The sequence below is a fragment of the Micromonospora sp. CNZ303 genome, from assembly GCF_004345505.1.
The window spans coordinates 26,710-51,790 of sequence record NZ_SLVT01000008.1 but is presented as its reverse complement, the minus strand read 5'-3'; the positions used below and the strand labels follow the sequence as shown (position 1 = coordinate 51,790).

Sequence of the window (25,081 nt, the reverse complement as noted above, 5' to 3'; positions counted from 1 at the left end):
CATGATCGCACGACGCGCGCCCCGGCATCGCCCCGTGGGCGACACGCCGCCGGGCATCAGAGCTGCCGCAGGATGGCAACCTTGTCGTACGCGACGGCGACCACGTCCGGCTTCCCGTCCCCGGTGACGTCGCCGACGGCCAGGGCGTCCTCCTGGGACCCGACCCCGTCGACGCTGTTCGTCGCGTACCCGCCGAGCGTTCCGGTCGGCCCCTGCAGATGGACGCTCACCGCCAACCAGTTGGCGTGCGCGACGACCAGGTCGTCGCGGTTGTCGCCGGTCAGGTCGCCGATAACGAGACCGGCGGCGCAGTCGTACGCGGAATACCTGGTCGGCGTCGCGGCGAGCCCACCGGCGCCCTGCGCGAACACTTGGACGGCGGAGTCCGGGGTGTTGCCCTGGACGCTGGTCACCAGGTCGGCCCGGCCGTCGCCGGTCACGTCACCGACCGCCGCGCCGAGGCCGACCCGGCGGTAGCCGATGTCGTTCGCCGGCGTCCGGTAGGTCGCCGCCGGCCCGTAGGAACCGTCCGCGCGGCGCAGCCGCACCCACGTGCCGTGGCCGTAGAACTGCGCGAGGTCGACCCGGGCGTCCCCGTCGAGGTCGGCCACGAAGACCTGGTTCGCCGGCGCGCCGGCCGTGAACGGCCCGGTGACCGTCGTGTACGTCGGGAACGTGTGCGTCGCGCTCTGCGCGTGGATCCGCACCTCGCCCTGCGTCGCGCCGACGACCAGGTCCGGGCGCCCGTCGCCGGTCACGTCCGCGATCGCGACGTCCTCGGCGCCACCGGGCACCAGCACCGGCGCGGCGAGCCGCCCGCCCCGCTGGAACAACACGTCGACGCCGGCGGACGAGGACATCGCCACGTCCGTACGCCCGTCGCCGTCGATGTCGGCGACCGCCAGCCGTACGTCGCTGTTGTAGCCGCCGTGCGCGGGGATCCTCGTGGGGGCGCCGTAGCCGTGGTCGGCCTGCTGGGCGAAGACCAGCACCGAACTCGTCTGCGTGCCGTCGGCGGCGTCCACCCCGACGACGATGTCACGCCGCCCGTCGCCGGTGACGTCGGCGACCGCGACCGCGTTGGTCCCGGTCGACCCCGTCGCGAGGTACCGCGCGGGCGCGAAGGCCCCTGCGCCCGCCGCCCCGGCGCGCGCCGGGGCCGCCACCCCGGCCGCCACGGCGAGCGTCGCCGCCATCCCGACCCTGACCAGTCTGTCCATTCCGTCCCCCCGTTCGCATCCCGGCCGTCGATCGACGACCGCGCATGCGTCACGTGCCCCGGCCCTCGACGCCGCAAACCCCGCGCGACGCCGACCCGGCGGTCGGCACGGGGACGCGGCCCGCCCGACGGCGCCGAACGTGCACGCGCCGTCGGCCGCAGGACGCGCGGACACCCGCCCACGCCGCAGCCGGCGTCACGGGGCGTGGCGCCACCAGGGGCTCGCGAGAACGAGTTCCTCCAGGTCACGGACGTTCTCGGCAACCGTCTGCGCGGGGATGTCCGGGCGTTCGAGCGAGACGCGGAGATCCGCGGCGAGGTAGCTCGCCTCGCGCACCTCGCACTCCCGGCGCAGGGTGGCCGGGGACGTCCCCGTCTCGTCGGCGACGACGTCGAGGACGGCCTCCATGTGCGGGCCGCTGAACCGGACCAGGAAGAACCAGTCATCCATCGGTTCACCGAAACGCGCCCACTCGAAGTCCAGCAGCGCCGTCACACTGCGGTCGCGAGCGAGCCAGTTCCCCCAGTGGCAGTCCGCGTGGACCGGGACGGCCACGCTCGCCTGCGCCGGCGCGCCCTCCGCTATCGCCGCCAGACCGTCGAGCACCCGGCGAGGGATGATCCCGTCCCGGTTCAGGGCGCCGAGGCTCTCCACCTCGGCGAAGAGCGCGGCCCGGCTGACGAACCCGCCGTGGTCGAGCGTCTCTGCCAGCGTCCGCCTGGCGGGGGCCGCAGGCGTCCAGCGGTGCAGTGCGTGCAGCCGCTGCACCGCCTCCGCCGCCAGCAGGCGCGCGGTCACCTCGTCCACGCCGGGCATGTCCATGCCGGGCGTCACCCCGGGCGCGCGGGCGTAGCAGGCGTAGCGGACCTCGCGGCTCCCCAGCTCGTAGCGCCCGCTGTCGAGCAGCGGCGCCGTGATGCCGGCGGGCAGGTGGGGCGCGAGGGCGATCTCCCGGTCCAGTCGCGAGTGGCGGTCGGCCTCGACGACCTTCACGACGACGTCCGCCCCCAGGTAGACGTGATGCGAGAGGCTGTCGGCGACGGTCATCGGGCCGGGGTCCCGGCCCAGGGCCGCCGTGGCGATCGCGTGGGCCACGTCGTGGGCCTGTCGCGGGTCGATCATCGGCGGTCGCACCGCGGCGTGACCGTCGTCCTGGAGAGCGTCATCCGAGTGTCCGATCGTGAGGGCCGGTCGCGAGCACCCTATCCCCGTACGGCGATCGCCGTTGTCCACCCTCGACGTGCCTGCCGCCCTCACCCGGCCGTGGGAGTTTCCGCGGCCCCGAACCACCTGGCGAGCGCGACGTCGAGCGCCTGCTGGTCCTCGCCGACCCACGCGACATGCCCGTCCGGCCGGAGCAGTACCGCCGGCACGCCCCACTCGTCGCTGCCGTCGGCGACGTGGTCGACCCGGTCGGCCCAGCCGTCCACCGACAGCCGCCCCGTCCGGTCGAGCAGCAGCCCGTTGCCGGTGCGCAACAGCTCGAACAGGCGCCCGTGCTTCAGCCCGACGTCGCGCAGCCGCCGCCCGAGCAGGTCGTGGCCCGCACCGAAGTCGTACCGGATGTCGATCGCCGTGATCTTCCCGATCAGGAACCGGTTGACGTCGTTGAAGTCCATGAGCTGCGCCAACAACCGCCGAACCGCCTGCGGTCCGGGTTCGTTGGTCGTCAGCTGCATCTGTGCGCGGGTGTTGTCCAGCACGTCGGCGGCCACCGGATGCCGCTCGGACTCGTAGCTGTCCAGCAGGTCGTCCGGCGCCCAGCCGTCGACGGCCGCCGCCAGCTTCCACCCCAGGTTGAACGAGTCCTGGATGCCGAGGTTGAGTCCCTGCCCACCCATGGGCGGGTGGACGTGCGCGGCGTCCCCGGCCAGGAACACCCGGCCGACCCGGTAGCGCTCGGCCTGGCGGGTCGCGTCGCCGAAGCGCGACAGCCAGCGCGGGGAGTGCGCGCCGAAGTCGGTGCCGGCGTACCTGCGTAGCTGTCGCGTGAACTCCTCGAACGTCGGCGGCACCGAACGGTCCTCGGCCACCCCCTCCGCCGGTACGACCGCCCGGAACACGCCCGGCTTGCCCGACGGCCCGATCCCGAACCGCTTCTCGGTCCTGCGCACCTCGGTCATCACCTCGGTGAGGTGTTCCGGGGACGCCGTCACCTCCATCTCGCCCAGCAGGGTGTCGATCCTCGACGGCTCGCCGGGAAACCCGACCCCGAGCACCTTTCGAACCGTGCTGCGCCCACCGTCGCAGCCGACGACGAACCGCGCCCGCACCGCGGTCGCGGTTCCACTTCCGAGGTGTACGGTCACGCCGTCGTCGTCCTGCGCCAACCCGACCACCGCGTCACCGCGCCGGATCTCGGCCCCGACTTCGGCCGCGTGCTCGGCGAGCAGCCGGTCGGTGAGCGTCTGCGGAATGCCGAGCACGTATCCGTGTGCGGTGTCCAGCCCGGTCGGGGCGGGCTTTTCGATGCCCGCGAAGAATCCACTGAGCGGATACTGCCTGCCGTTTTCGAGGAACCGCTCCAACAGCCCCCGCTGATCCATCACCTCGATACTGCGCACGTGCAGCCCGAGCGACCGCACGAACGGCGGCGGCTCGGCGTCCTTCTCCAGCACGAGCACGTGGACACCCCGAAGACGCAATTCACTCGCCAGCATCATGCCGGTCGGGCCGCCGCCAACAACGATCACATCGAACATGAATCCCCCATGGTGTGCCGATTCCTGCGCTCGGCCGACGATTCTGCGCCACGACCGGGGTCTTGCCGCAAGCCCTGGGGTGCGGTATATGTTAATGGTGGCAAGGAGTTCACCTCCTTGCCTTTGCTGTTCTCCGGGCCGGCACGCGCGGCCCCTGTCGGTTCCCGGGCCGGCACGCGCGGCCGTGCCCGCAGGTCGGCGGGGCACCGACCCCGGCAGACCTTCCGGCCGGTGTCGATGCCCCGCTGTCGCCCGCTATCGAAGTGTCGGGACCCTTACGCCCCCGTGATGAGCGCTCAGAACCACTTCTGGTAGTCGCCGGCGTTGTTCGGACTCAGGTAGACCGAACCGGCCCAGTTGCTGTCGAGGCTGTGATACTGCCAGCCCGAGGAGAGCGCGTGCTCGATACGACCGGTGGACGTCAGCCGCCACTTCTGGAAGGTGCCGCCATTGCAGCTGAGCGTGTAGACGCTGCCGGTGGCTTCGGTGCCGTCCAGGCACTCCTGGCTCCACAGGTTGACGAGCATCTTCCACGTCGTGTCGCAGCAGATTGGGTCATCGACCCACGACCAGGTCTGCGAGGACCCGTAGTGGCAGGGGGCCGTGAAGACGTGCCCCACGGAGCCGCCGACCCCGTTCTCCAGGCACCGGTTCGTGGCCCTGTTCCTGATGTAGCCAGCCTGGGCTCCGATGGTCGACGGCTCCATCATGAAACCGGAGTCTGCCAATGGCGCCTGGGCGGTGGAGGTCGCGGTGATCGGCGCGACGGGCGCCGCACTTGCTGGCGTGGACGCCAGCCCGACACCGACGGCTGCGGTGGCCAGGAAAGCCATGCTCATCAGCGCGGTGCGGATTCGATTTCGCATGCTCACGTGAGCCTTTCTTCGGTCGGCCGGTTGAGGTCGATCCCAAGCTGACCGGATCGCGCTGTCATCTCGCTGCCACCGCCCTGACGCGGTGCGCATCCGGGCACCGGGCCAGCGGACGCTGACGTACGCGGGGCGCCACCCGACCGGCCCACCCCCGGTCACGCGGGCGTCACCGGCTCCTCACGGGCTGCCCTGCTGCCGGCGCACCCTCTCGGCGATCCAGACGGGCGCGAACGGAGACGTGCAGCCCGGGGAGGTCGGGTAGTCCTTGAGCACCCCCAGGCGCTCGCCGATCTCGATCGCGCGGGCGCGGTGCCCGGCGTGCCCGATCCCGATCCGAGCGCGGGTGAACCAGCTGATCAGCAAGGGCACGGTCGAGACCCCCATCCGCCGTGGCGTCGTGGGCGCTTCGTCTACGTGCCGGGCTCCGCTGGTCGCCGGTGGGCCTAAGGTGCAGGAGGAGGACCCTGTGGCCGCGCCGGTTGGGGTGCCGGTTCGGCGGATGTGCCCGCCCCGCTGGCTGGCTGCGGGTCCTGCGTGCCGGCCGACCGCGCCCGCAGCCGGCGTACCTCCGGCACCGCGAGCGTCGCTGCCGTGCCGACCGCGACGGCGCCGGCCCCGGCGACCAGCGTCGCGCCGGCCCCGATCAGGGCGCTCGCCGGACCGGCCAGGGCGTAACCGATCGGTTCGAAGGTGTAGGCGCCCAGCCAGTCGTACGAGCTGATCCGCGACAGAGTCTCCGGCGGGACGTTCTCGTGCATGGCCGTCTGCCAGTACGTCCAGAAGACGGACTGGGCGATCCCGCCGAGGAACGCGACCGCGGCGATGGCGACCGGGGAAGCCGCGACGGAGAGCAGCAGGAGCATGGGTACGAAGAGGAACGCACCGGCCACCGCCGGGATCAACGGCCGCCGGGGGTGGGCCGACATGGCGACGAATCCACCGACGAACGCCCCGAGGCTGATCGCGCCCAGGATGAGGCCCCAGCTGGCCGGCCCGCCGAGCTCGTCCTTCGCGATCAGCGGGCCGAGCACCATGAACGGCGCCAGGCCGAGCATCCGCACAAGCGCGCTCTGGAGCGTCACCGGCCAGAGCCACCTGCGCGACCGGAAGTCCTGCCAGCCGTCCCGAACGTCACGCAGCACGCTCTTGCCGGAGTTGGCGACGGGCGCGGAGCCGACCCGGATCGCGCCGATGAGCACGGCGCTGAGCAGGAAGGAGAGCGAGTCCAGCGCCAGCGCGTAACCGGCGCCGACCGCCACCACCAGCAGCCCGCCCAGAGCCGGCCCCACCACCCCCGCAGCCGCGATCATCAGCCCCCGCAGCGCGTTGGCCTCCCGGTGGTGCTCCGCCGGCACCGTCTCCGGTTGCAGCGCGCTGACGGCCGGGATGAAGAACGCCGAGGCGATTCCGGACACCACCTGCAACAGCAGGAGGTGCCAGATCCTGGCATGGCCGGAGATCAGCAGCGCCGCCATCACGCCCTGCGACGCGAACCGCACCAGGTCGGCGGTGATCATGAGCCGGCGCCGGGACATCCGGTCCGCGACCGCGCCGCCGATCACGAGGAACAGCGCCAGGGAGAACGCCTCCACGGCGAGGACGAGTCCCAGGTCGGAGGCGGAACCGGTCAGGTCGAGCACCCCGAAGGCCAGGGCCACGACGGTGATCTGGTTGCCGAGCTGCGAGGTGATGCGCCCGCCGAGCAGCAGCCGGAAGTCGCGCTCCCGCAACACGCGCATCGAGGGAAGTGTGAACAAGAGGGGGCCTCCTCAGACCGGACGGACTGCGCCGTTCCACGCCACGGCGGCGGGGCACAAGCCCTCCATCTTGGCTGAACGGTCGGGCAGGGACGTCGCGAATTTCCGCGATCCCGTCGGGACTCACCACCGAGGCGGAACAGCACGTTGCGGGGCGAGGTCATCGAGGTGGTGGCGGTCGTTCCGAGGCGGCGGTGGCCGCGACGTGCGAGTCGCCGCCCGCCACGCGCCAGCGGCGAAACGCTTGCTCCTCACGCGACGTCATGCCACATAGTCGGGGGCGTGGCGGAGCACCTGACGGTGGGGCGTGTGGCGGAGTTGGCCGGGGTCAGCGTCCGCACCCTGCATCACTACGACGAGATCGGCCTCCTGGAGCCGTCCACGCGGACCGCGGCCGGGCACCGGGCCTACTCGGCGGGCGACGTGGAGCGGCTGCGGGAGGTGCTCGCCTACCGGCGGCTCGGCTTCGGGTTGCGGGAGATCGCGGCCCTGGTCGACGACCCGGCCACCGACGCGGTCGCGCACCTGTGCCGGCTGCGCGGCCTGCTGACGGACCAGCGCGACCGCGCTGCCGCCATGGTGACGGCCATAGACAGGGAACTGGAGGCACGGGCGATGGGGATCACGACGACGCCGGAGGAGCAACTGAAGGTGTTCGGCGCACAGTTGTACGACGCCATCGGATCTGCCTACCCGGCGACGCGGCGCACCGAACCGCGGATCGCCGCACGCATCTGGGATGCGCTGGGGGACGCACGGACGGTGCTGAACGTCGGGGCTGGCACCGGCTCCTACGAACCACCCGACCGGGACGTCACGGCGGTGGAACCGTCTGCGGTCATGCGGGCGCAGCGTCCCGTGGGTGCGGCGCCGTGCGTGGCCGCCCATGCGGAGAATCTGCCGTTCGAGGACCAGTCCTTCGACGCCGCGATGGCCGTCAGCACCGTCCACCACTGGCCGGACCCGGTCGCCGGGCTGCGTGAGATGCGGCGGGTGGCACGCCGCGTGGTGGTCTTCACGTACGACGCCGATGACACCGGCTGGCGTGAACGGTTCTGGCTCACCCGCGACTACCTGCCCGAGTTCGCGAACCTTCTCGTCGGCTGGCCCTCACTGGCCGACCTGACCAGCGCTATCGGAGGACGCGCGGAGCCGTTGCTCGTCCCGTGGGACTGCGCCGACGGCTTCTTCGAGGCACACTGGCGCCGGCCCGAGGCGTACCTGGACGAACATGTCCGCCGCGCGGTCTCGGTGTGGACCAGGGTCGGACCGCAGGCTGAGCAACGGGCGGTCCGCAATCTCCGCGAGGACCTCGCCTCAGGCCGGTGGGCCGAACGCAACCGCGACCTCCTCGCCCTCGACACGGCAGAGCTCGGCCTCCGCCTGCTCGTGGCCTGAACCGCCCTGCGGCATGCGGGTGCGTCACGTGACCGGCAATGCTACGGCCCGTTCCCGACGGAGGAACGGGCCGTAGCTGTGTCGCAAGGGTGGCCGGGACGGCGGTGGGCCGGTGATCAGATGGTGAAGCCGCCGTCCACGTTGATCGTCGCCCCGGTGACGTAGCGCCCGTCGGCGCCGGCCAGGAACGCCACCGCAGCGGCCACGTCGGCCGGGTCCGCGTAGTGACCGAGGGCGGTGAACCCGTTGATCGTGTCGGCGTTGGGGCCGTCGGCCGGGTTCAGCTCCGTGTCCGTGGCCCCTGGATTCACCAGATTCACGGTGATCGCTCTGCCGCCGAGTTCGCGTCCGAGTGCCTTGGTCAGGCCGATCAGGGCGGTCTTGCTCATCGCGTAGAGCGCGAAGCCCGGGAAGACGGCCCGCTCTGCCACGTTGCTGCCGATGTTGATGATCCGCCCACCGGCCGACATGTGTCGCACCGCAGCCTGGGAGGCGACGAACGGTGCCCGGACGTTGACCGCGACGGTCTGTTCGAAATCTTCCAGCTTCAGTTGCTCCAACGGTCCGAGCAGGAACGCGCCGGCGTTGTTGACCAGGATGTCCAACCGGCCCAGCTCGCCGGCGACCCGGTCGACGCCGACCACGGCCGCCGGGTCGGCGCTGTCCGCCTGCACGGCGATGGCCCGCCGTCCCGCAGCCTTGATCTGGTCCACCACGTCATCGGCGCGCTGCTGATTCTGCTGGAACGTCAACGCCACATCGGCGCCGTCCTGCGCCAGGCGCAGCGCCACCGCGGCGCCGATGCCACGACCACCACCGGTGACCAGAGCTACCTTGCCCTCAAGTGCGTTGTTCATGACAGCAGCCTGGCCGACAGGAGACCCGCCGTCTGGCGGCGATCGGACGGCGCGTTCTGCTCAGCCGTACCACCTCGCGCGTCAGGTGGCCGCTGGAAACAGCGGCAATCTCCCGGATGGTCGGCACCCGCTCCAAGGACCGCAACCCGCGGCACAGCCCGAGTCGTTTGTAAGTCCTGTGCTCTTACCGGCAGGCGCAGGGGCGTCCGCACGGCAACGGGCGGGACCCGCGTTGCGATCCGGGCCCGCATAAACTCTCGTGACTGCGCCGTCCCGAAGGAACCACCGGCCGTCGTTGAGCCACGGCATCAGCAGGGCTGAGCTGTCCGAACGGCCCACCGGAGTCCATAGGCGTCCGGCGCTGCCCGCGCCCGCCGTCACGAACCGAGAGGGGTCAGATGGAGACCTGGCGTGTCCTGGCCGCTGTCATCGTCGGCCCGGCTGTGAGCGTCGTAGGCGTCGCCCTGGCCACCAACTTTCGCGGCGTCACGGAGTGGCACGTGCGGCGATCGATGTCTGCGGCGAGCGTGCTACGGCGAGTCCCACCGTGGCGCTCGCTACCCGACGTCCCGCACGAAGAGCGTCTAGCACGCTTCATCCTGCTGGAACGGGTGATAGGCGTGGCTTTCGTAGCGGCCGGCGTCATGATCTTGATTGCTGTCGGCTACAGCGCCTTGACCGGTCAGCCGATGAAGACGGTGAAGTAGGCAGCTTCATCTCGATCACCGATCCGCCCTTCCAGGGAGCGGGCCGACGCTCGTCCCGCCACGTCAATCGAGCCTCGGCTGCCCGTACGGCCGCTGCCGGAACAGACTGAGTCGGCTCCCGTCTCACGGACCGCGCCCCTCGGCGGACGCCGTCCCCATGCTCGGGGCGTGCCGAGCGGTCCCGGCGCGCCCCGTCCCTGCGCCGCGCTGGTCAGGCGCGGCGCCGCTGCCGGAGCAAGGCACGCTCCTGGTTCGAACGGGATCCCGACGTGCCCCCGCAGGCGGATCACTCTTCGAGTCGGAAACCCGTTTGAGCCTCCTTCCGCGTTCCCGTAGGTTGCCGATGCCCGTCGCAGCGAGGACAGAGGACAAACCGCGTGACCCCGCCCGCTCTTTAGACCTGACGCCTTCTTCCGCGCATCTACAGGCCGACCCTCCCGTCGGTTCTGCCGGGCTGCCCGCGTGCGCCCGATCATGCAGCGTTTGAGGCCGCGCGCAATCGGCCTCGTGTCAGGTCTTCAGAGAGATCCTCATGTCTTCACAACCTCATACTGTGCTGCCCTGGATCGTTCGCCGAACCAGGCTGCCTCTGTTGTCGTTGCGGTGCGTGGACTGCCGGTCGGAGTCGGCCACCACCGGCGAGGGCAGGTTCCGCGTCAACGCCAACGGCAAGCTGCTGGACGTGTGGCTGCTGGTCCGTTGCGTGTCCTGCAATCGGACGAGCAAACTCACCGTGCACGAGCGAGCGCCGGTCAGATCCTTCGATCCGGCCTTACTCGATGGCTACCACGCCAACGATCCGGAGCTCGTGGCGGCCACGCTGCTGGATCCGCTGCTCGCCCGGCGCAACCGGTACGCCCTGGACTGGCAGGGGGCCTGGCATCTGGACAGCCCGCCGGCACAGCTCGACGAGGCGTGGCCACTGCGGGTGGAGGTCGACTTCGAGGATCCGGTGCCGGTCCGCCCGGAGCGGCTCATCGCGCAAGGGCTCCGCCTCAGCAGGAACGAGGTACTGCGCCGAATCAAGTGTGATGTTTCCCTGCGCCGTCCGACGAGCGCCGGATTCACGTTTGTCGTGATGGTGAGGGACTCGATGAGCTGATTCGCACTTCCAGCGGTGCGAGTCACAGCCGCTGCCACGCCACATACGCGTACAGCGGAAATCAGAGGTGGGGACATGGGCCGGCTCGCCTGTGTCCCCACTTCTGACCACATCCGTTCGTTGCCGCCTGCCCGATTCTGGCCTGATCAGATGCGCTCAACCCGGCAGAGCCGTGAGCGCTGAACCTTCTTCACCGTGACGGTGCAGGCGTCCTTCGTCACCTCGACAACCCGGTACGCGGCAGTTGAAGAGGCTCACTAGGCCGGGACGAAGGTGGCGGCCAACACCCGCCAGTTGCCGCCCTCACGCACCCATAGTCGGGTGTAGCGCAACCGCGCGGACATAGCGGCACCGCCCTGAACGGCATCCACCGCAGCGACCATGCGAGTCACCCCGGTCTGACCGTCATCCTGGACGTCGAGCGACTCCTCCACCAGGCTGGTGATTCGGAGTGCACCGGAGCGGTAGCTCTCCAGGTCGTCGTCCTTCGTGAAGACCGTGCCGTCCGGCCCGGCACCCACGACCTGCGGGTGCAGGAGCGCGTCGAGGGACTCGACGTCGGCAGCGCGCTGGGCGGCTTGGAGTTGCCGTTCCGCGGTGAGGAGATCCATCCACCGATCCTCCGCAGCGCACCGCACCCAGACAAGCGGGTTCGCTCGCGGCAGAACGGCGACTCAGCCTGGTAGGGCGTTCACGGCACAACCGAACCTCGGCACGCCCCCGGTGGGCCCAACTGGGAGGGTCTTCCGCCTTGCTCCGCGCGGAATCATCGGTCCCGTCCAACCTGGGCATATGTCGGTGCCACGGGCGGCGGCTCCAGCGCGAGCCTGCGCGCGTCGTCCGCGGCAGGTGAGACCACGAAGGCCCTACCGGAGCCTCCCCTCGAGTCGACCCTGTCCTGCCTCGCTCGCATGCCTCTTCTGACCAGCACCACCAGGATGGATAGGGCGCTATGAGGAGAAGGGGAAGATGAGAGGCATCGCCCGACCCGTACTTCATACCGAGAGGCGGTACTCGTGGAGGGCACACCGGTTACCCTCACCCCGTACGACCCGCAATGGGCTGTGCTGTTCGAGCAGGAGCGGGTCATTCTCGAAACCGCTCTGGCGCAATGGCTGGTCGGGCCAGTCGAGCACATCGGCTCCACGTCGGTGCCCGGCCTGGCAGCAAAACCGATCATCGACATGATGGCGCCGGTGCGCAGTCTGTCAGAGGCGGTAGCCGCCATCGAGGTGGTGACCGCTCGCGGCTACCGCAACGGCGTGCACCGTCCGGAGGAAGCGCACTACTTCTTCAAGCCGGACACCGACAACTGGTGGGAGCGCACCTACCAGCTTCATCTCACCGAGCCGACCTCCCTGCTGTGGCGGCGACGGGTCGCGTTCCGCGACGCGCTGCGGTGCCGGGCGGATTACCGGTCCCGGTACGAGCGCCTCAAGCGCGATCTCGCGCACGCTCACGGCGCTGACCTGATGGCCTACGCCCGCGACAAGGACGACTTCGTCAACGAGGTCCTCGGCGCACGCGACAAGACGCAAGCCCCGACCGTCAGCTACACCCGGAGACCCTGACGGTCTCTCACCCGCTGTGAAATGCCCATGCGTCTCTGTGTTCCTCCGGGTAGGGTCGCCACCGCCGTACTGGTCGGCCAGCGGCATGGCGACGGCGATCTGCCCGCTGCCCTTCCGGCCGCACCGGCCCGCCGACCGATGTCGTGATGCTCAGCCAAAAATCGGAGGCCCCAGCAATGGCCCGCAAGACATATCAGGTCATCGTGCGTGGCAAGTTCGCGCCACTCGATGACGAGCAGCGGGCCGCACTGCTCGCCAAGGCTGACGAACACGACGTGTTTCGGGCGAAGTTCACCGAGGAAGGCACCATTACCTACGAGCGGTCCCTGCTCGCCTTCACCTTCCGCTGCCTGGTCCCGGCCGCCGCGGAGGACCCGGAAGCGATCGTGATTGGCAAGGCGGAAGCGCTCGCGGCAGCCGCCGTCTCGGGCATCGGTGCCGGCTACCGCGACCTCAAGTCGGTCTCGACCGACCTCGACAACATCAAGATCCGCCGTCGACGGGAACACTGACACTCGTAGCCCGTCGCGTCGATCACTGACGTGATGTGACCCCCTCAGACCGGACGCTGCCCGACGGCGCTGAAGCGCGCCGCGACCGACCCGACGAGGCGCGAGCAGCCGCCGGCAAGGCCTGGCACGAAACCGACCTGGCATCCATCGCCCGCCATGGCACATCGGTCGATTCACGCAATTGCTTCGATCGCCTTGTCGGCGTCCCGCATCCGTCGGTGCAGTCGCAGCAGGTGTCTCGGACAGCCAGGCCGACTCGCACACCTGCGGGATACCGGCCGTCCAAGACCGTACCCAAGAGGTACACCGTGACGAACGAACCCACCCGACGCCGGCCTCGGATACGTCCGAGCCGCTGCGCACCGTCGGCGCCATCGGCCCGTTTCGTTGCTGTAGTTGATGTACGTCAATTTCTCTGGCAGGCTCGGCATCCGGATCGAACAGAGTGGAGCTCGCATGTCTGCACTTCGTCGGGTCGTCGCAGCCACAGCGCTGGTCGGGGCGGTGTCCGCGTCCGTCCTGCTCTCCGGGCCTGCGGTCGCCGCCGAAACCAAGGCCTTTTATGGCAACGGAATGAGTAACAACTACTTCACGGCGCTGACCAACGCCAACAACGCCGCACGCTCCCTTGCCAGCGCCGACGGCTTCGACCCGGACACGCAGTGCAGCCACGGTGGAAGCTTCACGACGCAGCCGTGGCCGGGCCTCTACTCGGTGCTGGCACAGATCAACTGCACCCGCTGAGTACCCAACTCAGCGGCCTTCGGGTTCGTGCTGCCTGGACCACCTCACCGCCCAGCGCGGCGTCGCGTGCTCGCCCTCCGGCGCGTACCCGACGAACACCGGCCACGTCCGACTCGCGGGATCAACGCATCGCGACGCGTTCGCTGACGATCTGCTGACGCCCAACGACGACTGACGGTGGAATCAGCAAGAGCCACCCTCATCCGAGGGTGGCTCTTCTGCGTCACTTCGATGGTGGGCGATACTGGGATCGAACCAGTCACCTCTTCGGTGTGAAACAGGGCGACGCACCGACTCTGACCTGCGAAGACGAGAAGCCGCAATCAGGGATGGACGCAGTTGCGAGCCGTTCGACGCCGCAACCGGCATCGGCTGGCGACGACTCCGGCGAATGAATGCCCGTAGCGTCCGGCCGCACGTGGGGGGGCACTGTTCGGCTTGGAATGACATTCATCGCATTAGGCCCGCACTCGTGGGGCAGTCGAACCACCTGCTTCAACATTCGCAGCGGCCACCCGGCTCTGCCCTCTGTCACGATCAACGAGTGTCCGGTTTCAGCATCACGCGCGCTGATCGGGCCGGATCAGTTGTAGTCTGCGTCCCTCCGCCCACCCAGCGACAACACGGAGATGAGAAGTGGAACCGGTGACGATGGTGGTGGCTGCCATGGCAGCCGGTGTATCGGCGGGACTGACAGAGACGACGTCCGGGGCCATTGTCGACGCGTACCGATACCTTCGTGACTCGCTGCGCCGCCGTTCCGAGACACACAGCTGGGACCCGGACGCACTGAACGCCTACGAGGCCGACCCCCAGGCGAACGAACAGCGTCTGATCCGCCTCGTCGAAGCCACCGACAGCGACCAGGACGAAGCGGTTCTTGCCGCGGCGGCACGCGTGCTCCGTCTTGTCGATCCCGGTGGCGCCGCCACCGGGAAATACATCGTGGACCTCCGCGACGCCAAAGGTGTGATCACTGGCGACGGAAACATTCAGATCAACCGCTTCTGATCGGCCGGGGTGAACCGCATCATGCAGCACCACGGCGTCGAAGGAGACGACGAAGGCAACCGGCACGACCCGCTCGTGGACGCACGGCACGGGCGCGGCGTCATCGTCGGCCACAGCGGCACGATGATCAATCATTTCGGCAGCGAGGCCGATCTCACCGCCACCGCGCTCGCAGGTCTGCGCCCGCGTGCGGCCGCAGCCAGGATCGTGGACCTTTCGCGCGACCGGGCGCTGGTGCTGCTCACAGCCATGCCCGACACCGCGGCCGCGGCGATGCTCCAGGCACTGTTCGGGCTCAACGAAGACCGGACAGCCGCCCTGCTGGCAGAACTCAGCCCGGACCGGGCCGCCGAGCTCATCGCGCTGGCCCAGCTCGCCGACCTTGCCGACCTTCCCGAAGCAGTGGAAGCCATGGCGCATTGCCAGGATCGGTGGCGTGAGGTCTTCGATGCCCATCGGCAGGCTATCCACCGGTGTGGCCCGTCACAGGGGCGCGGCTACCGCGGATTCAGTCAACGGTTTGACAACGGCGCGATCTGCTGGAGCGCTGCCACCGGGGCACAACCGACGACATGGGCCATAGCAGCACACCACGACAGCCTTGGCGGGTGCGCTGGTCGGCTCGGCTTCCCAATCGCCCCGCCGGAGGAAGCGGAGCCATCTCCCTCGGGCACCTCCGGCTCTCTGCAGCGATTCGAGGGCTCCATCGACTACGGCGATGGCACCCGCGCCACGCTGGACGCCACCGACGGCGCCGCGATCTACTGGTCCCCCCAGCATGGCGCGCACGCCGTCTGGGGCAGGATCGGCGAGTTCCACGAGAACCGGGGCGGAACCGCGGGAGAGTTGGGCTTCCCGACCACCGACGAAACGGCTGTCGGACCGTCCCGCTCAGGGGCCGGTGACCGGGGTTGGCGGCAACGTTTCGAGGGCGGGACCGTGTACTTCACCCCCGAGACCGGCGCTGTCCGCGTCCCAGCGGAGATCGCGGACTACCACGACGACGAGGACGACGTTTCCGGAGCGCTGGGCTTTCCCCGCAGCCCTGCAACACAGGCTGCGGACTCGCCGCAGGGCACCTCGGGGCGCTTCCAGCGCTTCGAGGGCGAATGGGACTACCCACCGGACGTGGCCGACCGGCTCCTGGGACTCGAACACGGCGGCGGCGCGACCGTCTACTGGTCCCCGGAGCACGGGGCCCACACGGTGCGCGCCGGCAACGGCCTCTGCTACGAACAGCTCGGGGGCACGGCCAGCTGGCTCGGGTTCCCGGTGTCCGACGAACAGGATGTCCAATCCACGTCGGGCGACCGGGGGACCGCGCAGAAGTTCCAGGGCGGCATCATCTTCTACACAGAGACGCACGGGTCGCTGCCCGTGTCTGATCCGGTTCTTCAGGCGGTGGCGGCCTCGATCCCACCTACGGTCGCGTCGACGTGGGCGCACCTGATAGTTGACGCCATCGGGTTCCCCGTTTCCGCAGAGCAGTTGGTCGGTTCGAGCCGAGTCCAACTCTTCCAGCGGGGCGTAGTGACCCTTGAGGACGACGACCGCATCGAGGTATGGCGTAAGTAGAGCGCCACACGTGCGGCGATCCCGGGCCTCGACCTGCCAGACATCGACCGCGCCGATGCGCGGCGGATGGTCCTCGCATCTCCGACGTTCCCCGTCATCGCTACCGCCCTCGTTCGGCGTCGGCTGAGCGCACGGCTGCCGACAGACGTCACGGGGGCTGTCGGCAGGTCTCCTCAGAAGCGACCTGCGAAGCGCGCAAGCGGCTGGGTGATCCACTCGACAGCTGACCGCTGATGTAATTCAGCTGCACAGGCAGCAGAAAGGCCACCTCATCCTTCCAGCCTGCCCACAAGGCAAGCCATCTCAGATGTCACCTATCGGTGCAGCAGACCCGATCCTGAATGATTCGGCTGGCTCGCCGCTCTCCCAGGGCGACCTGTTCGCGTTGGGCCGGAATGAGGCCAGGCAGCGCGCCGTACAGAGTGCTACGAGATACGCCAAGCAGCTTGGCGATCGAGGTCATCGTGCGGTTCGGCTCGGCGAGCAGTTGTAGCGCGTAGGCCACCTTCTCCGGCGTCATCGCCTGTGGCCGGCCGAGGCGCTGCCCCCGTGCGCGAGCGGCGGCCAGGCCCTCGTTGGTGTTTGCCACGATTGTCGTGCTCGCCGATGTCGCTCAGGCCGATGCCGTCGACCTCGGCCAGCATCGCCAGCGTCGGCCACGCCGGGCCGCCGAGCAGCTCGGATCCTCAGCGCAGGAAAGGACCGGCGGCCACCGCCACAAACAGAAGCATCGGCGAGGCGGCGGCGGTACCGAGCACGATGCCGTCGATCCGGCTTCTCGCCAGGAGCCTCCGGAGCAGGATCACGCCAGTCAGCAGAGTGCCGAGGAGTACTGGTGCGCCGACGGTGACCCCGAAGATCCACATTTCTTCCCACGGTGAGTAGCCATAATTCACCCTCGTGTGAGATTGCCGGTCGAGGAGGAGGAAGTAGGCGACGATCACCAGGCCATGCCAACCCAGCATGACCACGTACGCGGAAACGGGGACTCGGTGGGCGGTGTCACGATCGCCAGCGTTCCGCACGTAGCTCCTCCTCACGAGAGGTGGACGAGTCGAGAGGCTTCTGTCTCTCAAGGAGTAGAGCACGGGGATGGCTCACGTTCGATCGGATCGATGGCGGATGGCACAGGTTCGCTGTCTGGCTTGTCGTGCCCAGGTCCGCCTTACGACGTGAGAAGCCGGGGTGGGGCGGCGAGCAGCTGGTCGTGCTGGCCGGTGGTGGGCGGGGCCAGGACTAGCGAGGTGGGTTGGCTGGCGGGCTGCGGTGGGGTGAGTTCGGGTAGGGTCTGTAGAGGGTGCTGCGGGAGACGCCGAGCAGTTTGGCGATGGAGGACATGGAGCGGTTGGGCTCGGCGAGCAACTGGAGCGCGTACGCGACCTTCTCCGGGGTCATGGCTGGCGGTCGGCCGAGGCGTTGCCCGCGGGCGCGAGCGGCGGCCAGGCCCTCGTTGGTATTGGCGCTCCAGCTCGGCCGCGGCCTCAGTGCCCGCTGCCGCTCGGCCTCCGACAGCTCCTGCTCGGGTCACTGGTTCATCGGCGCCGCCTCGGCGTAGTGGATGTGGCAGAGGCGAGAAAGCAGATCGCCAGCAGGATCAGCGTCAGCATTGCCGAAAACGTGGCCGCACCCGCCATGACCGCGGAAGCGGGGTGAGCGCCGGTCAGATGCACAAGTGCGCCGCCGCTGATACCGACAATCAAGCTCAATAGCAGGCCCCAGGCCAGCCATAGGCCTCGCATTTCCAACCTTGTCATGTGATAGCCCCTTCTCATGTTGTGTTGCGGTGTTCGACGGCTGAGGCTCGTCGTTGATGACCATGCTCGGGGTCCATTGATCCAGCGGAAAGAAGCTTGGACATGGTTGGACGATGGACCTCCTCGTCGGTGCGCGCCGATAATCTGATCTCATACGGGTTCTGTCTGGACCAGATCCAGGAGCAGCGGACGGGGCTGGAGGATGCGGTGAGTCCAGGGGACCAGCAAGATCTATCTGCCTTGCTGGATCAGGCGCAGGATCGGAAGCGGTTCGGAGAGTGTCTGCGGTGGCTGATGGCCCAGCGTCATCGTTCCGTCGACAGCGTGGCCCGATTCAGCCACCGGGCGGGAAAGGGGATCTCTCGTAGCACCGCCTCGAACCTGATCATCGGCAAGACGGTTACCGAGAGGTCGCTGCAAGGCTTCCTGTTCGGTTGTGGACTGCCCGAGCAGGAGCATGGTCCGTGGCTGGTCAAGCGTCGAACGATCTATCCGAGCCAAGTGGACGTGCCGCAGATGGCGGCATCGTCCAGATGGGTTATATCGGCGGAAGCACGGGGACATTTCACCCACCGCGCCCGTGGGCATCGTAGCGGGCTGGCCGGGACTGACCTCTTCCGCGGCCGTGACGCCGCGCTGGCGAAGGTATGCGCGTGGTGGACTGCGGCACAATCACCGGGACGACCTTTGGTGGTAACGGGACAGCCAGGCAGCGGCAAGTCGGCCCTGCTGGGCCGAGCGGTGCTGCAACTAGAAGCAGTCCACGGCAGCCGCGGTGCGGCGGTGCACGCTCGCGGCCTCAATGAAGTCGAGGTCCGCGAAGCGATAGCCCCGCTCGCAGGCCTACGGGACGTTCACAGCAGCGCTGAGCTGCTGCACGCCCTGAACGGCGAGGACGGCCCACCTCTCATGGTGGCGGTCGACGCCTTAGACGAGGCAGCCACGGACACCGACCGTCGGACGATCGCAGACCTGTTGGTTGGCTTGGCCCAGTTGCCGCGCCTACGCATCGTCGTGGCCACCCGCCCGCTGGGTGGGCGAGACCGTCATGCCCCCGGCACTCTGCTCTACAGTCTGGGAGCCAGCTCTGCTGCGGGCGGCAATCTGATAGATCTCGACACGGACACCTACTTCGACGCTGCTGGACTGCGAGCCTTCGCCGCCGCGGTGCTCACTCAGGACCTGCCAGGCGGCTCCTGGTCCTCCTACCGGGTAGATCCGGCGCTTACCGGACGGCTTGCAGCGGCCGTGGGCGAACGCGCCGGAAGCAATTACCTGGTAGCAGCATTAGCGGCAACCGAACTCGGCTGGCGTGACCAGACGGTCGACCCGGCCGACCCGGAATTCAACCCCATGGCGATCCCCTCGACAGTAGGCGAGGCGATCACCAAGTACCTCGATGCCGTGCCGACCTCGCAGCAAACCATGACGCGAGCCCTCCTGACGGCGCTGGCCTACGCCCGTGGGGACGGCATCGACGAGCGGCGTTGGGTTGAGTTCGCCGAGGCGCTGGGCTATCCGGTCACGCGGATGCATGTTCAGGACCTGCGGCAGTCGCCGGCGTCGGCGTACCTGGAACACCATGAGACCGACGATGGTGACCGCACCATTCGGCTCTTCCACCAGGCATTTAACGACGAACTGCTCCGCCAGCAAGACGATCCGCAACGTGACGAGCGGGCTCTGCTATCAACGCTGCTTCCGGCCCCGACCGGCGAACGGGGCTGGGCAGATGCCGACACCTATCGGCGCAGTCATACGGCCGACCACGCGGCGGCGGCCGGACTACTGCCGGCGCTGCTCAACGACCCAAAGTTCCTTACAGTGGCCGACCTCGACCGCCTGCTGTCACTGCTGCCGGCAAATCTGCCGCCGGAAATTGCACCCATTGCCGCAGTCCTACGGCAGGCCACCGATGCACGCTGGCGCTCTCCGCGACGTCGGGGGCGCCTCTTCGCGCTCAGCGCGGCGCACCTTGGTCTGCCCCAACTCCAGGCTTCCATGGGGTCGCTGGCCACCGACCGCTTGCGAGTCGGGTGGGCACACTCCCTCGGCAATCCTCACCAGGTGATCGGCGGACATACGGGTGAAGGCGTGGTCGTGGCGATCGGACGGTTCGCTGGGCGGACAGTAGTTGTCAGCGGCGACGCCAAGGGAGCGGTGCAGGTTACCGACGCGGCCAATGGCTGCCTGCTGGCCGAGCTTCCCGGCCACCCGGGCGGAGTAGACGCCGTCGCGGTCGGCAACGTAGGAGGCCGCGACGTCGTGGTGACGGCAGGAAGCGGCCAGGTCCGCCTCGCCGACGCCCCGACATCGAGCTCGCTACTGGTCAGCGGTCATGGCCCTCTGGCGCTAGGCCGGATAGGCGAGCTTGACGTGGTAGTCATTGGGGATAACAACGGCCTGCTGGTGCACGACCCCGTGTCCGGTCGGATCGTGTACCAAGTGCCAGATGAACTGCCTACCTTTGCGGCGGCAGCCATCGGTCGCATCGGAACGCGCGATGTGATCGCGTACTCCGCACACAGCGGTGTCGTGCTACTTGATGGCCACGACGGCACGACCATCAACGAGCTTGCCTGCGATGTCGAAGACGGCGTATCAGCGATTTCGTTCACCCGTGTGGACGGCCGCGATCTCGTGATCACCAGCGGCATGGGGCCGATTCAGGTGCATGACCCGGTCACGGGCGAGCGGATCCGTGAACTCGGTCAGTACCCGATGACCACATGCATCGCCACCGTTGGCGGCGACCAGGTCTTCGTGGTGGCCGCCGACACGGGAGGCGCCATCGACTTGATCGACTGCAGCACCGGAAATTTGGCAGGCACGATTCGCGGACACACTGACACGGTGATAAGCCTCGCCGTAGGTTCGGTTGGCGGACGTGACGTGGTCGTGTCCGGCAGCCTCGATGCGATGGTGCGCGTCCATGACCTAGGAATAACGGCCGCCCCCGGTACCCCGCGGATTGGACACCAAACCAAGGTGAATGCAGTTGCGGTGGCGCTCGTTGACGGGCGATCGATGGTTCTATCCGCCGGCGACGGCGTGCGTATGTTCGATGCGGACACCGGCCGACCGGTCGGCCCTCCGCTGTCAGGCGTGCGGTCGCACATGTCAATGGCCGCCGGTCGCGTCTCCGGCCGCGACGTCATCGTCTGCGGCGGCTTCGGCGGCGCCTTGCAGATCTTCGACGCGGTGACGCGCGAGGAGATCGGCGACTGGAGCGATGAGAACTGGTATTGCGTGACAGCTCTCACTCTCGGGACGGTCGACGGCCGAGACGTTCTCGCAGTCGGAGCCAACGATGGAAGCGTACGGCTGCTGAACGCTTTGACAGGCGATCAAATCTGCCAGATACCCTCCTCCGCGCGGGAAGTGGCCATAGGGCGGGCGGAGAAGCGCAATTTCGTGGCCGTCGTGGGCGACGATTTCACCTGTCGCGTCTTCGACGCCACGACCGGGAAACAGCTGAGCGACCTGTCAGAAGCCGCCGGACCGGTGTGGGCGCTCACCACCGGGTCGCTGCAAGGCCGAGATGTCGTGGTCACCGCCCGCGACGACGGGCAGGTACTACTCGTCGACCCGCTGACCGGGGTTGCGGTGGAGAAACTGATGCAGCACGACGGCGAGGTGTTCCATCTGGCGACCACTTATATTGGCAACGAACTCGTCGTAGTCAGCGGTGGCCACGATGCCACGGTGCAGGCGACCACAGTTCAGAAGGACGACGTCTTCGTTATCGACGTGGTTGACGTGGTGAACGACCTCGTCGCAGGCCAGGACGGTCGGATTTTCGTCGCCAGCGGCACTTCGATCTTCAGCCTGGTGCCAACCGAAGGGTTCAGACGAGGATGTCACCGTTGCGATTGAAAACCTGCCGGCGCGAAGGCCAAGGCACCGTCCGCGCCGGGCCGCGGCTTCGTCGCGACCGACCAAAGGTGGCCGACAAACGCCGATCCCGGCACCGGCAAAAGTGGCAGACAGGTTCCTTCCGCTCCGGCGGGGTCAGCGTGGCTCCGTGAGCGAGATGCGGTAGTCACCGGCCTCTGCGGCTGGCCGGTCTTCGCGGGGGCCGGCGGGTAGGGTCGGGTCTGCTGCACCGGCAGGTAACCCGTCGGTGCAGGTGCTCCAGTCCCTAGCTCGGGAGGCGGGCGGCGATGCGGTGGTGGAGTAGACGACGACGGGGAGGCCCGTCCGACGAGACCGTTGCCGCCCGGCGCCGCCTGGAGCCGGCGCGCGAGGACCTCGCTGCGGCGCAAGCCGACAACGAGCCGGTCGAGCGGATCGCTGAGCGCGTCGACGAGCTGCGTCGCCGCAACCACTTCGGCCCGATGATTTCGCAAGCACTACGGGGGTCGAGATGAGAATGGCCGGCACGGTGCTGGCAGGGGTGGGCGCGCTCGCCTGTACTTCGTGGTGGCGTACCAGGTGACCACGGCCGGGGGCTGGTCGCGGTCCCCGGCGGGCCGGCACCTGATGCAGTTCACCGCCACGCTGGGGCTGTTGTTCGCGCTGATCCTGACGGCGCGACTGTGGCCGGACTACCCGGGCCGCGACGAGATCAACCTGCTCGCCTTCGCCTGGCTGTTGGGCCAGGTGGTGTGGCGTTCGGTGCTGCTGCACGGCGCCCAGCACGACGACCGGGAGCCCGTCGGCCGCCGGTAGCTCAGTACCCGACGTGGCGACGCACCCGCCACACGCCCCGCTCCCCGCTCCCTGCCCTGGGCGTACACCCGCTCCAGCTCGGCACGCGCCCCGGCCTCGTCGGGCCATCGCGCGTGCTGCGACCGGGCTGACACCGGGTCGGAGAGATACAGATCCCAGCCGGACCCGTCCATGCGTTCTTCCAGCCTCACGTGGGCCAGGCGCATGTCCGGGTCGTTCGGCGCGCACAGCCAGGCCGACTCGCGCACCTGCGGGAGACCGGCCGTCCAACGACCGTACCCAGGAGGTACACCGCCATGAACGAGTCCACCCCGACGCCCGCCACGGAGTCGTCCGAGCCGCTGTACACCGTCGGCACCATCACCGCGGCGGCGACCGCCGTCATCGCGCTGCTGATCGCGTTCGGCCTGCCGATCAGCGACGACCCGCAGTCTGCGATCCTCGGCGTGGTGGCCGTGGCCGCCCCGCTGGTCGTGGCGGCGATCGCTCGGGGCCGCGTGTACTCGCCGGCGACCGTGTCTCGGCTGCTGGCCCGCCGCCAGGAGGATCTACGGCGCGGTGCCGCCGGTGACGTCCCGGTCCGGCGCCGACCAACATGCGAGCGGCCCGCTCTCTCCGGTGGGAGGGCGGGGCCACTTGTTATCTCCAGGTCTACCAGGGGCGAGAACCTCCACGCACGTGATCGCATCCGTTCTCGTCCACAAGGTCGACGCGAATCCTACGAACTAGGTCATTCAGCGCCTTCAAGTCCGGCGCCGGTTCGTCGTCGTCGCTGGTCGCCACAGAGATTCCCCCGGCGAACGCGGTAACGGCGACCTGCGCCTGCTTCGCCACCGACGTCGAGCCGAATACCTGGACTCTCAAAAGGGCCTTGTCCAGGGGCTCCAGCCACTCAACCTCGGGAGCCCACGCGGCGTTCTGGAGCTTTCTGGCGCGCGCGATCCATAGCATGTCGTTGGCGGTGTCGAGGAAACGTAGGTATGCGTCGGTGCGCTGCTCCCTAGTCCAACGCTGATGTTCCCGCCGACGCTCAGCGCGCCACCCGAGCCGAGATGTCCAGGCAGCAATCGCAGCAGCAGCGATGGCCGCGACAGGCGCGAGCAGAACCAACCAGGTTGGCGCAGTCGTTGATCCCATGAGCGAAGTGTGTCGGACCGTCGCCAGCGGACCACCGTGCAACAGACCGGCCTACAAACGAATTCGGCACCGACGAATCTGTACGTTTCACAGGACTCGGCAGATGCGGCGACGACCGCGATGATGCCGGCGGTGATGCCGGCGGTGATGCCGGCGGTGATGCCGGCGGTGATGCCGAGGATGCCGGTCCCGGCTCAGCAATGGCAGGACTGTGATGAGACACGCAGCCGCTAACTGGCGGTCAAGCTCCTGATCAGGCCAAACGTCTCCCACCGGGCCTGCGCCGGCAGCAGCAGACGGACAAGTCCCCGCAAAGGCACGAGACCAGTCAGGCGAAGGGTCACGCCTGCCACTGCCGGCTATCAGCTCACCACTACCGAGCCGACCCCGCCATGCTCACAGTCAGCCGAGCGTCAGCGCGAGCGCCCCGAACAGCTGAGCCTCCGGGTACTGCACCTTGCCGCGCTCCGAGATGCTGACGCCGTAGAAACCCTTCCCGGTCGGCACGTCGGCAACCGTGAAGACGAACTTGCAGCCGTCGGGGATGGTCGCGCCCGGGCCAGTCTCCAGAATCCCGTCGCCCAGCTTCCCCAGTCCCACGGTCGCGCCGGTCGAGTCGGTCACGACGATCTGCGCACCGGGGACGATGTCGCTGTAGCCGCCCTTGCCGCGGCAGCCGGTCTGGGCTCCCCAGGCGTATCCGTCCGGGTCGTCGAGCATCAGGGTCCCCGTGACGGTCCGGGCGGCCGGCGCGCTGGCCGCAGCTGGGGCGGGCGCTGGCTCGGGGTCGCTGGAGCAGCCGGCCAGCGCCGTGGTGGCCAGCAACAGGGCGGCGGTGAGGTGGGCGGTGAAACGCATGACGAGCACCGTACCGGTTGTCGGCCACAGGGGAGCTCCACAAACGGATGGCCGACGGAGGCTCAGCCCGCGACAATATTCGACTATGAGGTATCAGAGCCCGTTCGGCACCATGGAGACCGACGACCACAACAGCCCGGACGCGCTGTGCCTGTCACGAACGCACTGCGATAACCCCGTCGAGGACACGCTGCGCGAGTTCCACTGGGCCGCTGTTGCCGCCATCGACAGCCGTGCCGCACAGCCGGCGTTCTTCCTCGCTCGTCAGCTCGCCGAACTGGTTTTGAAAGCGCTACACGGGCCGGGTTACCCCCATACGCATAAGCTGGGTCGGCTCCTTAACAGCCTCGCAGCCTGCGGTGACGAGTTGGTCATCGGTGGCACGGAGCAGGACCTGCTGGTGGCGTTCATCCGCGATCTGGATTCCTTCGACGCCGAAGGAGACCAGGGCCGGTATCCGACCACTCGGAATGGGCAGCCTTCCCTGGCTACCGTTTGCTGCGCCGATCCGACGTTGCTTCGCGAGCACGTGGACCGGCTCTACGGCTACGTCCAGCGCAGACTCGCAGCGCGCGTTGGCACCGCAGAAAAAGCCGGACAGCTCACCTCCCCGTAGGCGGAGTCGGGCTCCGA

Annotated in this window: 27 protein-coding genes; 13 read left to right on the top strand and 14 right to left on the bottom strand. The window is 68.7% G+C overall.

Annotation, left to right across the window (positions count from 1 at the left end):
- Positions 1–56 precede the first annotated feature (56 nt).
- From EV374_RS14825 to EV374_RS32560, 4 genes are all read right to left on the bottom strand, one after another.
- Positions 57–1,220 (bottom strand): FG-GAP repeat domain-containing protein, encoded by a 1,164-nt coding sequence (locus EV374_RS14825; RefSeq protein WP_132235675.1) that lies wholly within the window; start codon positions 1,218–1,220, stop codon positions 57–59.
- A gap of 195 nt (positions 1,221–1,415) precedes the next feature.
- A complete protein-coding gene (locus EV374_RS14820; protein ID WP_132235673.1) occupies positions 1,416–2,342 on the bottom strand; it encodes a protein kinase family protein in 927 nt (308 codons plus the stop codon).
- Between the two features lie 131 nt (positions 2,343–2,473).
- Positions 2,474–3,922, bottom strand: coding sequence for a rifampin monooxygenase (rox, locus tag EV374_RS14815; protein ID WP_132235671.1), 1,449 nt, complete (start codon positions 3,920–3,922; stop codon positions 2,474–2,476).
- Positions 3,923–4,218: 296 nt separating this feature from the next.
- Entirely contained in the window at positions 4,219–4,632 is a 414-nt protein-coding gene (locus EV374_RS32560) for a ricin-type beta-trefoil lectin domain protein (RefSeq protein ID WP_165947793.1), read from the bottom strand.
- Here EV374_RS32560 and EV374_RS32555 point away from each other — a divergent pair.
- Positions 4,613–4,798: a hypothetical protein gene (locus EV374_RS32555; RefSeq protein WP_165947792.1), complete on the top strand. Its 186-nt coding sequence runs from the start codon at positions 4,613–4,615 to the stop codon at positions 4,796–4,798. The two genes, EV374_RS32560 and EV374_RS32555, sit on opposite strands and share 20 nt — an antisense overlap.
- 173 nt (positions 4,799–4,971) lie before the next feature.
- On the opposite strand, the gene EV374_RS14805 is transcribed toward EV374_RS32555, so the two are convergent.
- Together EV374_RS14805 and EV374_RS14800 are read right to left on the bottom strand one after the other, a co-directional pair.
- The gene (locus EV374_RS14805) at positions 4,972–5,163 is read right to left on the bottom strand and encodes a hypothetical protein (RefSeq protein WP_486485763.1); all 192 of its coding nucleotides are present in this window, start codon (positions 5,161–5,163) and stop codon (positions 4,972–4,974) included.
- A 74-nt stretch (positions 5,164–5,237) separates the two neighbouring features.
- Positions 5,238–6,533: an MFS transporter gene (locus EV374_RS14800; RefSeq protein WP_132235667.1), complete on the bottom strand. Its 1,296-nt coding sequence runs from the start codon at positions 6,531–6,533 to the stop codon at positions 5,238–5,240.
- 300 nt (positions 6,534–6,833) lie between these two features.
- Between EV374_RS14800 and EV374_RS14795 the strand changes: the two genes are divergently transcribed.
- On the top strand, positions 6,834–7,949 hold the full coding sequence (locus tag EV374_RS14795) for a MerR family transcriptional regulator (protein ID WP_132235665.1): 1,116 nt from the start codon (positions 6,834–6,836) through the stop codon (positions 7,947–7,949).
- Between the two features lie 116 nt (positions 7,950–8,065).
- On the opposite strand, the gene EV374_RS14790 is transcribed toward EV374_RS14795, so the two are convergent.
- Positions 8,066–8,806 (bottom strand): SDR family oxidoreductase, encoded by a 741-nt coding sequence (locus EV374_RS14790; RefSeq protein WP_132235663.1) that lies wholly within the window; start codon positions 8,804–8,806, stop codon positions 8,066–8,068.
- A gap of 398 nt (positions 8,807–9,204) precedes the next feature.
- Here EV374_RS14790 and EV374_RS14785 point away from each other — a divergent pair, with 398 nt between their 5' ends.
- Both EV374_RS14785 and EV374_RS14780 read left to right on the top strand, forming a co-directional pair.
- The gene (locus tag EV374_RS14785; protein WP_132235661.1) at positions 9,205–9,513 is read left to right on the top strand and encodes a hypothetical protein; all 309 of its coding nucleotides are present in this window, start codon (positions 9,205–9,207) and stop codon (positions 9,511–9,513) included.
- 553 nt (positions 9,514–10,066) lie between these two features.
- The gene (locus EV374_RS14780; protein WP_486485762.1) at positions 10,067–10,615 is read left to right on the top strand and encodes a DUF1062 domain-containing protein; all 549 of its coding nucleotides are present in this window, start codon (positions 10,067–10,069) and stop codon (positions 10,613–10,615) included.
- 257 nt (positions 10,616–10,872) lie between these two features.
- Here EV374_RS14780 and EV374_RS14775 read toward each other — a convergent pair whose 3' ends face one another.
- The gene (locus EV374_RS14775) at positions 10,873–11,226 is read right to left on the bottom strand and encodes a nuclear transport factor 2 family protein (RefSeq protein WP_132235657.1); all 354 of its coding nucleotides are present in this window, start codon (positions 11,224–11,226) and stop codon (positions 10,873–10,875) included.
- A 405-nt stretch (positions 11,227–11,631) separates the two neighbouring features.
- Between EV374_RS14775 and EV374_RS14770 the strand changes: the two genes are divergently transcribed.
- From EV374_RS14770 to EV374_RS14750, 5 genes are all read left to right on the top strand, one after another.
- Complete coding sequence (locus tag EV374_RS14770; protein ID WP_132235655.1) at positions 11,632–12,186, top strand: GrpB family protein; 555 nt, start codon at positions 11,632–11,634, stop codon at positions 12,184–12,186.
- 146 nt (positions 12,187–12,332) lie between these two features.
- Positions 12,333–12,698: a DUF6204 family protein gene (locus EV374_RS14765; RefSeq protein ID WP_486485761.1), complete on the top strand. Its 366-nt coding sequence runs from the start codon at positions 12,333–12,335 to the stop codon at positions 12,696–12,698.
- Positions 12,699–13,154: 456 nt separating this feature from the next.
- The gene (locus EV374_RS14760; RefSeq protein WP_132235651.1) at positions 13,155–13,442 is read left to right on the top strand and encodes a hypothetical protein; all 288 of its coding nucleotides are present in this window, start codon (positions 13,155–13,157) and stop codon (positions 13,440–13,442) included.
- Positions 13,443–14,087: 645 nt separating this feature from the next.
- Positions 14,088–14,453, top strand: coding sequence for a hypothetical protein (locus tag EV374_RS14755; protein WP_132235649.1), 366 nt, complete (start codon positions 14,088–14,090; stop codon positions 14,451–14,453).
- A gap of 9 nt (positions 14,454–14,462) precedes the next feature.
- Complete coding sequence (locus tag EV374_RS14750) at positions 14,463–16,028, top strand: hypothetical protein (protein WP_132235647.1); 1,566 nt, start codon at positions 14,463–14,465, stop codon at positions 16,026–16,028.
- A gap of 310 nt (positions 16,029–16,338) precedes the next feature.
- On the opposite strand, the gene EV374_RS14745 is transcribed toward EV374_RS14750, so the two are convergent.
- The 4 genes from EV374_RS14745 to EV374_RS32950 all read right to left on the bottom strand — a co-directional run bounded on the left by EV374_RS14745 (position 16,339) and on the right by EV374_RS32950 (position 17,782).
- Complete coding sequence (locus EV374_RS14745) at positions 16,339–16,617, bottom strand: helix-turn-helix domain-containing protein (RefSeq protein WP_486485760.1); 279 nt, start codon at positions 16,615–16,617, stop codon at positions 16,339–16,341.
- Positions 16,618–16,714: 97 nt separating this feature from the next.
- Positions 16,715–17,053 carry a hypothetical protein gene (locus tag EV374_RS14740; RefSeq protein ID WP_132235645.1) on the bottom strand — a complete coding sequence of 113 codons (339 nt, stop codon included), beginning with the start codon at positions 17,051–17,053 and terminating at the stop codon, positions 16,715–16,717.
- 211 nt (positions 17,054–17,264) lie between these two features.
- Positions 17,265–17,423, bottom strand: coding sequence for a helix-turn-helix domain-containing protein (locus EV374_RS33425; RefSeq protein WP_486485759.1), 159 nt, complete (start codon positions 17,421–17,423; stop codon positions 17,265–17,267).
- A 137-nt stretch (positions 17,424–17,560) separates the two neighbouring features.
- Positions 17,561–17,782: a hypothetical protein gene (locus EV374_RS32950; RefSeq protein ID WP_132235640.1), complete on the bottom strand. Its 222-nt coding sequence runs from the start codon at positions 17,780–17,782 to the stop codon at positions 17,561–17,563.
- Between the two features lie 102 nt (positions 17,783–17,884).
- Between EV374_RS32950 and EV374_RS14725 the strand changes: the two genes are divergently transcribed.
- The 3 genes from EV374_RS14725 (at position 17,885) to EV374_RS14720 (ending at position 22,453) form a co-directional block, all read left to right on the top strand.
- Positions 17,885–21,658, top strand: coding sequence for an AAA family ATPase (locus tag EV374_RS14725; protein ID WP_132235638.1), 3,774 nt, complete (start codon positions 17,885–17,887; stop codon positions 21,656–21,658).
- Positions 21,659–21,945: 287 nt separating this feature from the next.
- A complete protein-coding gene (locus EV374_RS33420) occupies positions 21,946–22,152 on the top strand; it encodes a DUF7620 family protein (protein WP_486485758.1) in 207 nt (68 codons plus the stop codon).
- A 49-nt stretch (positions 22,153–22,201) separates the two neighbouring features.
- Positions 22,202–22,453, top strand: coding sequence for a putative phage holin (locus tag EV374_RS14720; protein WP_132235636.1), 252 nt, complete (start codon positions 22,202–22,204; stop codon positions 22,451–22,453).
- A gap of 651 nt (positions 22,454–23,104) precedes the next feature.
- On the opposite strand, the gene EV374_RS14715 is transcribed toward EV374_RS14720, so the two are convergent.
- Together EV374_RS14715 and EV374_RS14710 are read right to left on the bottom strand one after the other, a co-directional pair.
- Positions 23,105–23,590 (bottom strand): hypothetical protein, encoded by a 486-nt coding sequence (locus EV374_RS14715; protein ID WP_132235634.1) that lies wholly within the window; start codon positions 23,588–23,590, stop codon positions 23,105–23,107.
- A 402-nt stretch (positions 23,591–23,992) separates the two neighbouring features.
- Positions 23,993–24,448 (bottom strand): hypothetical protein, encoded by a 456-nt coding sequence (locus EV374_RS14710; protein ID WP_132235632.1) that lies wholly within the window; start codon positions 24,446–24,448, stop codon positions 23,993–23,995.
- Positions 24,449–24,533: 85 nt separating this feature from the next.
- On the opposite strand from EV374_RS14710, the gene EV374_RS14705 reads away from it, so the two are divergent.
- A complete protein-coding gene (locus EV374_RS14705; protein ID WP_132235630.1) occupies positions 24,534–25,064 on the top strand; it encodes a HEPN domain-containing protein in 531 nt (176 codons plus the stop codon).
- Positions 25,065–25,081: the final 17 nt, after the last annotated feature.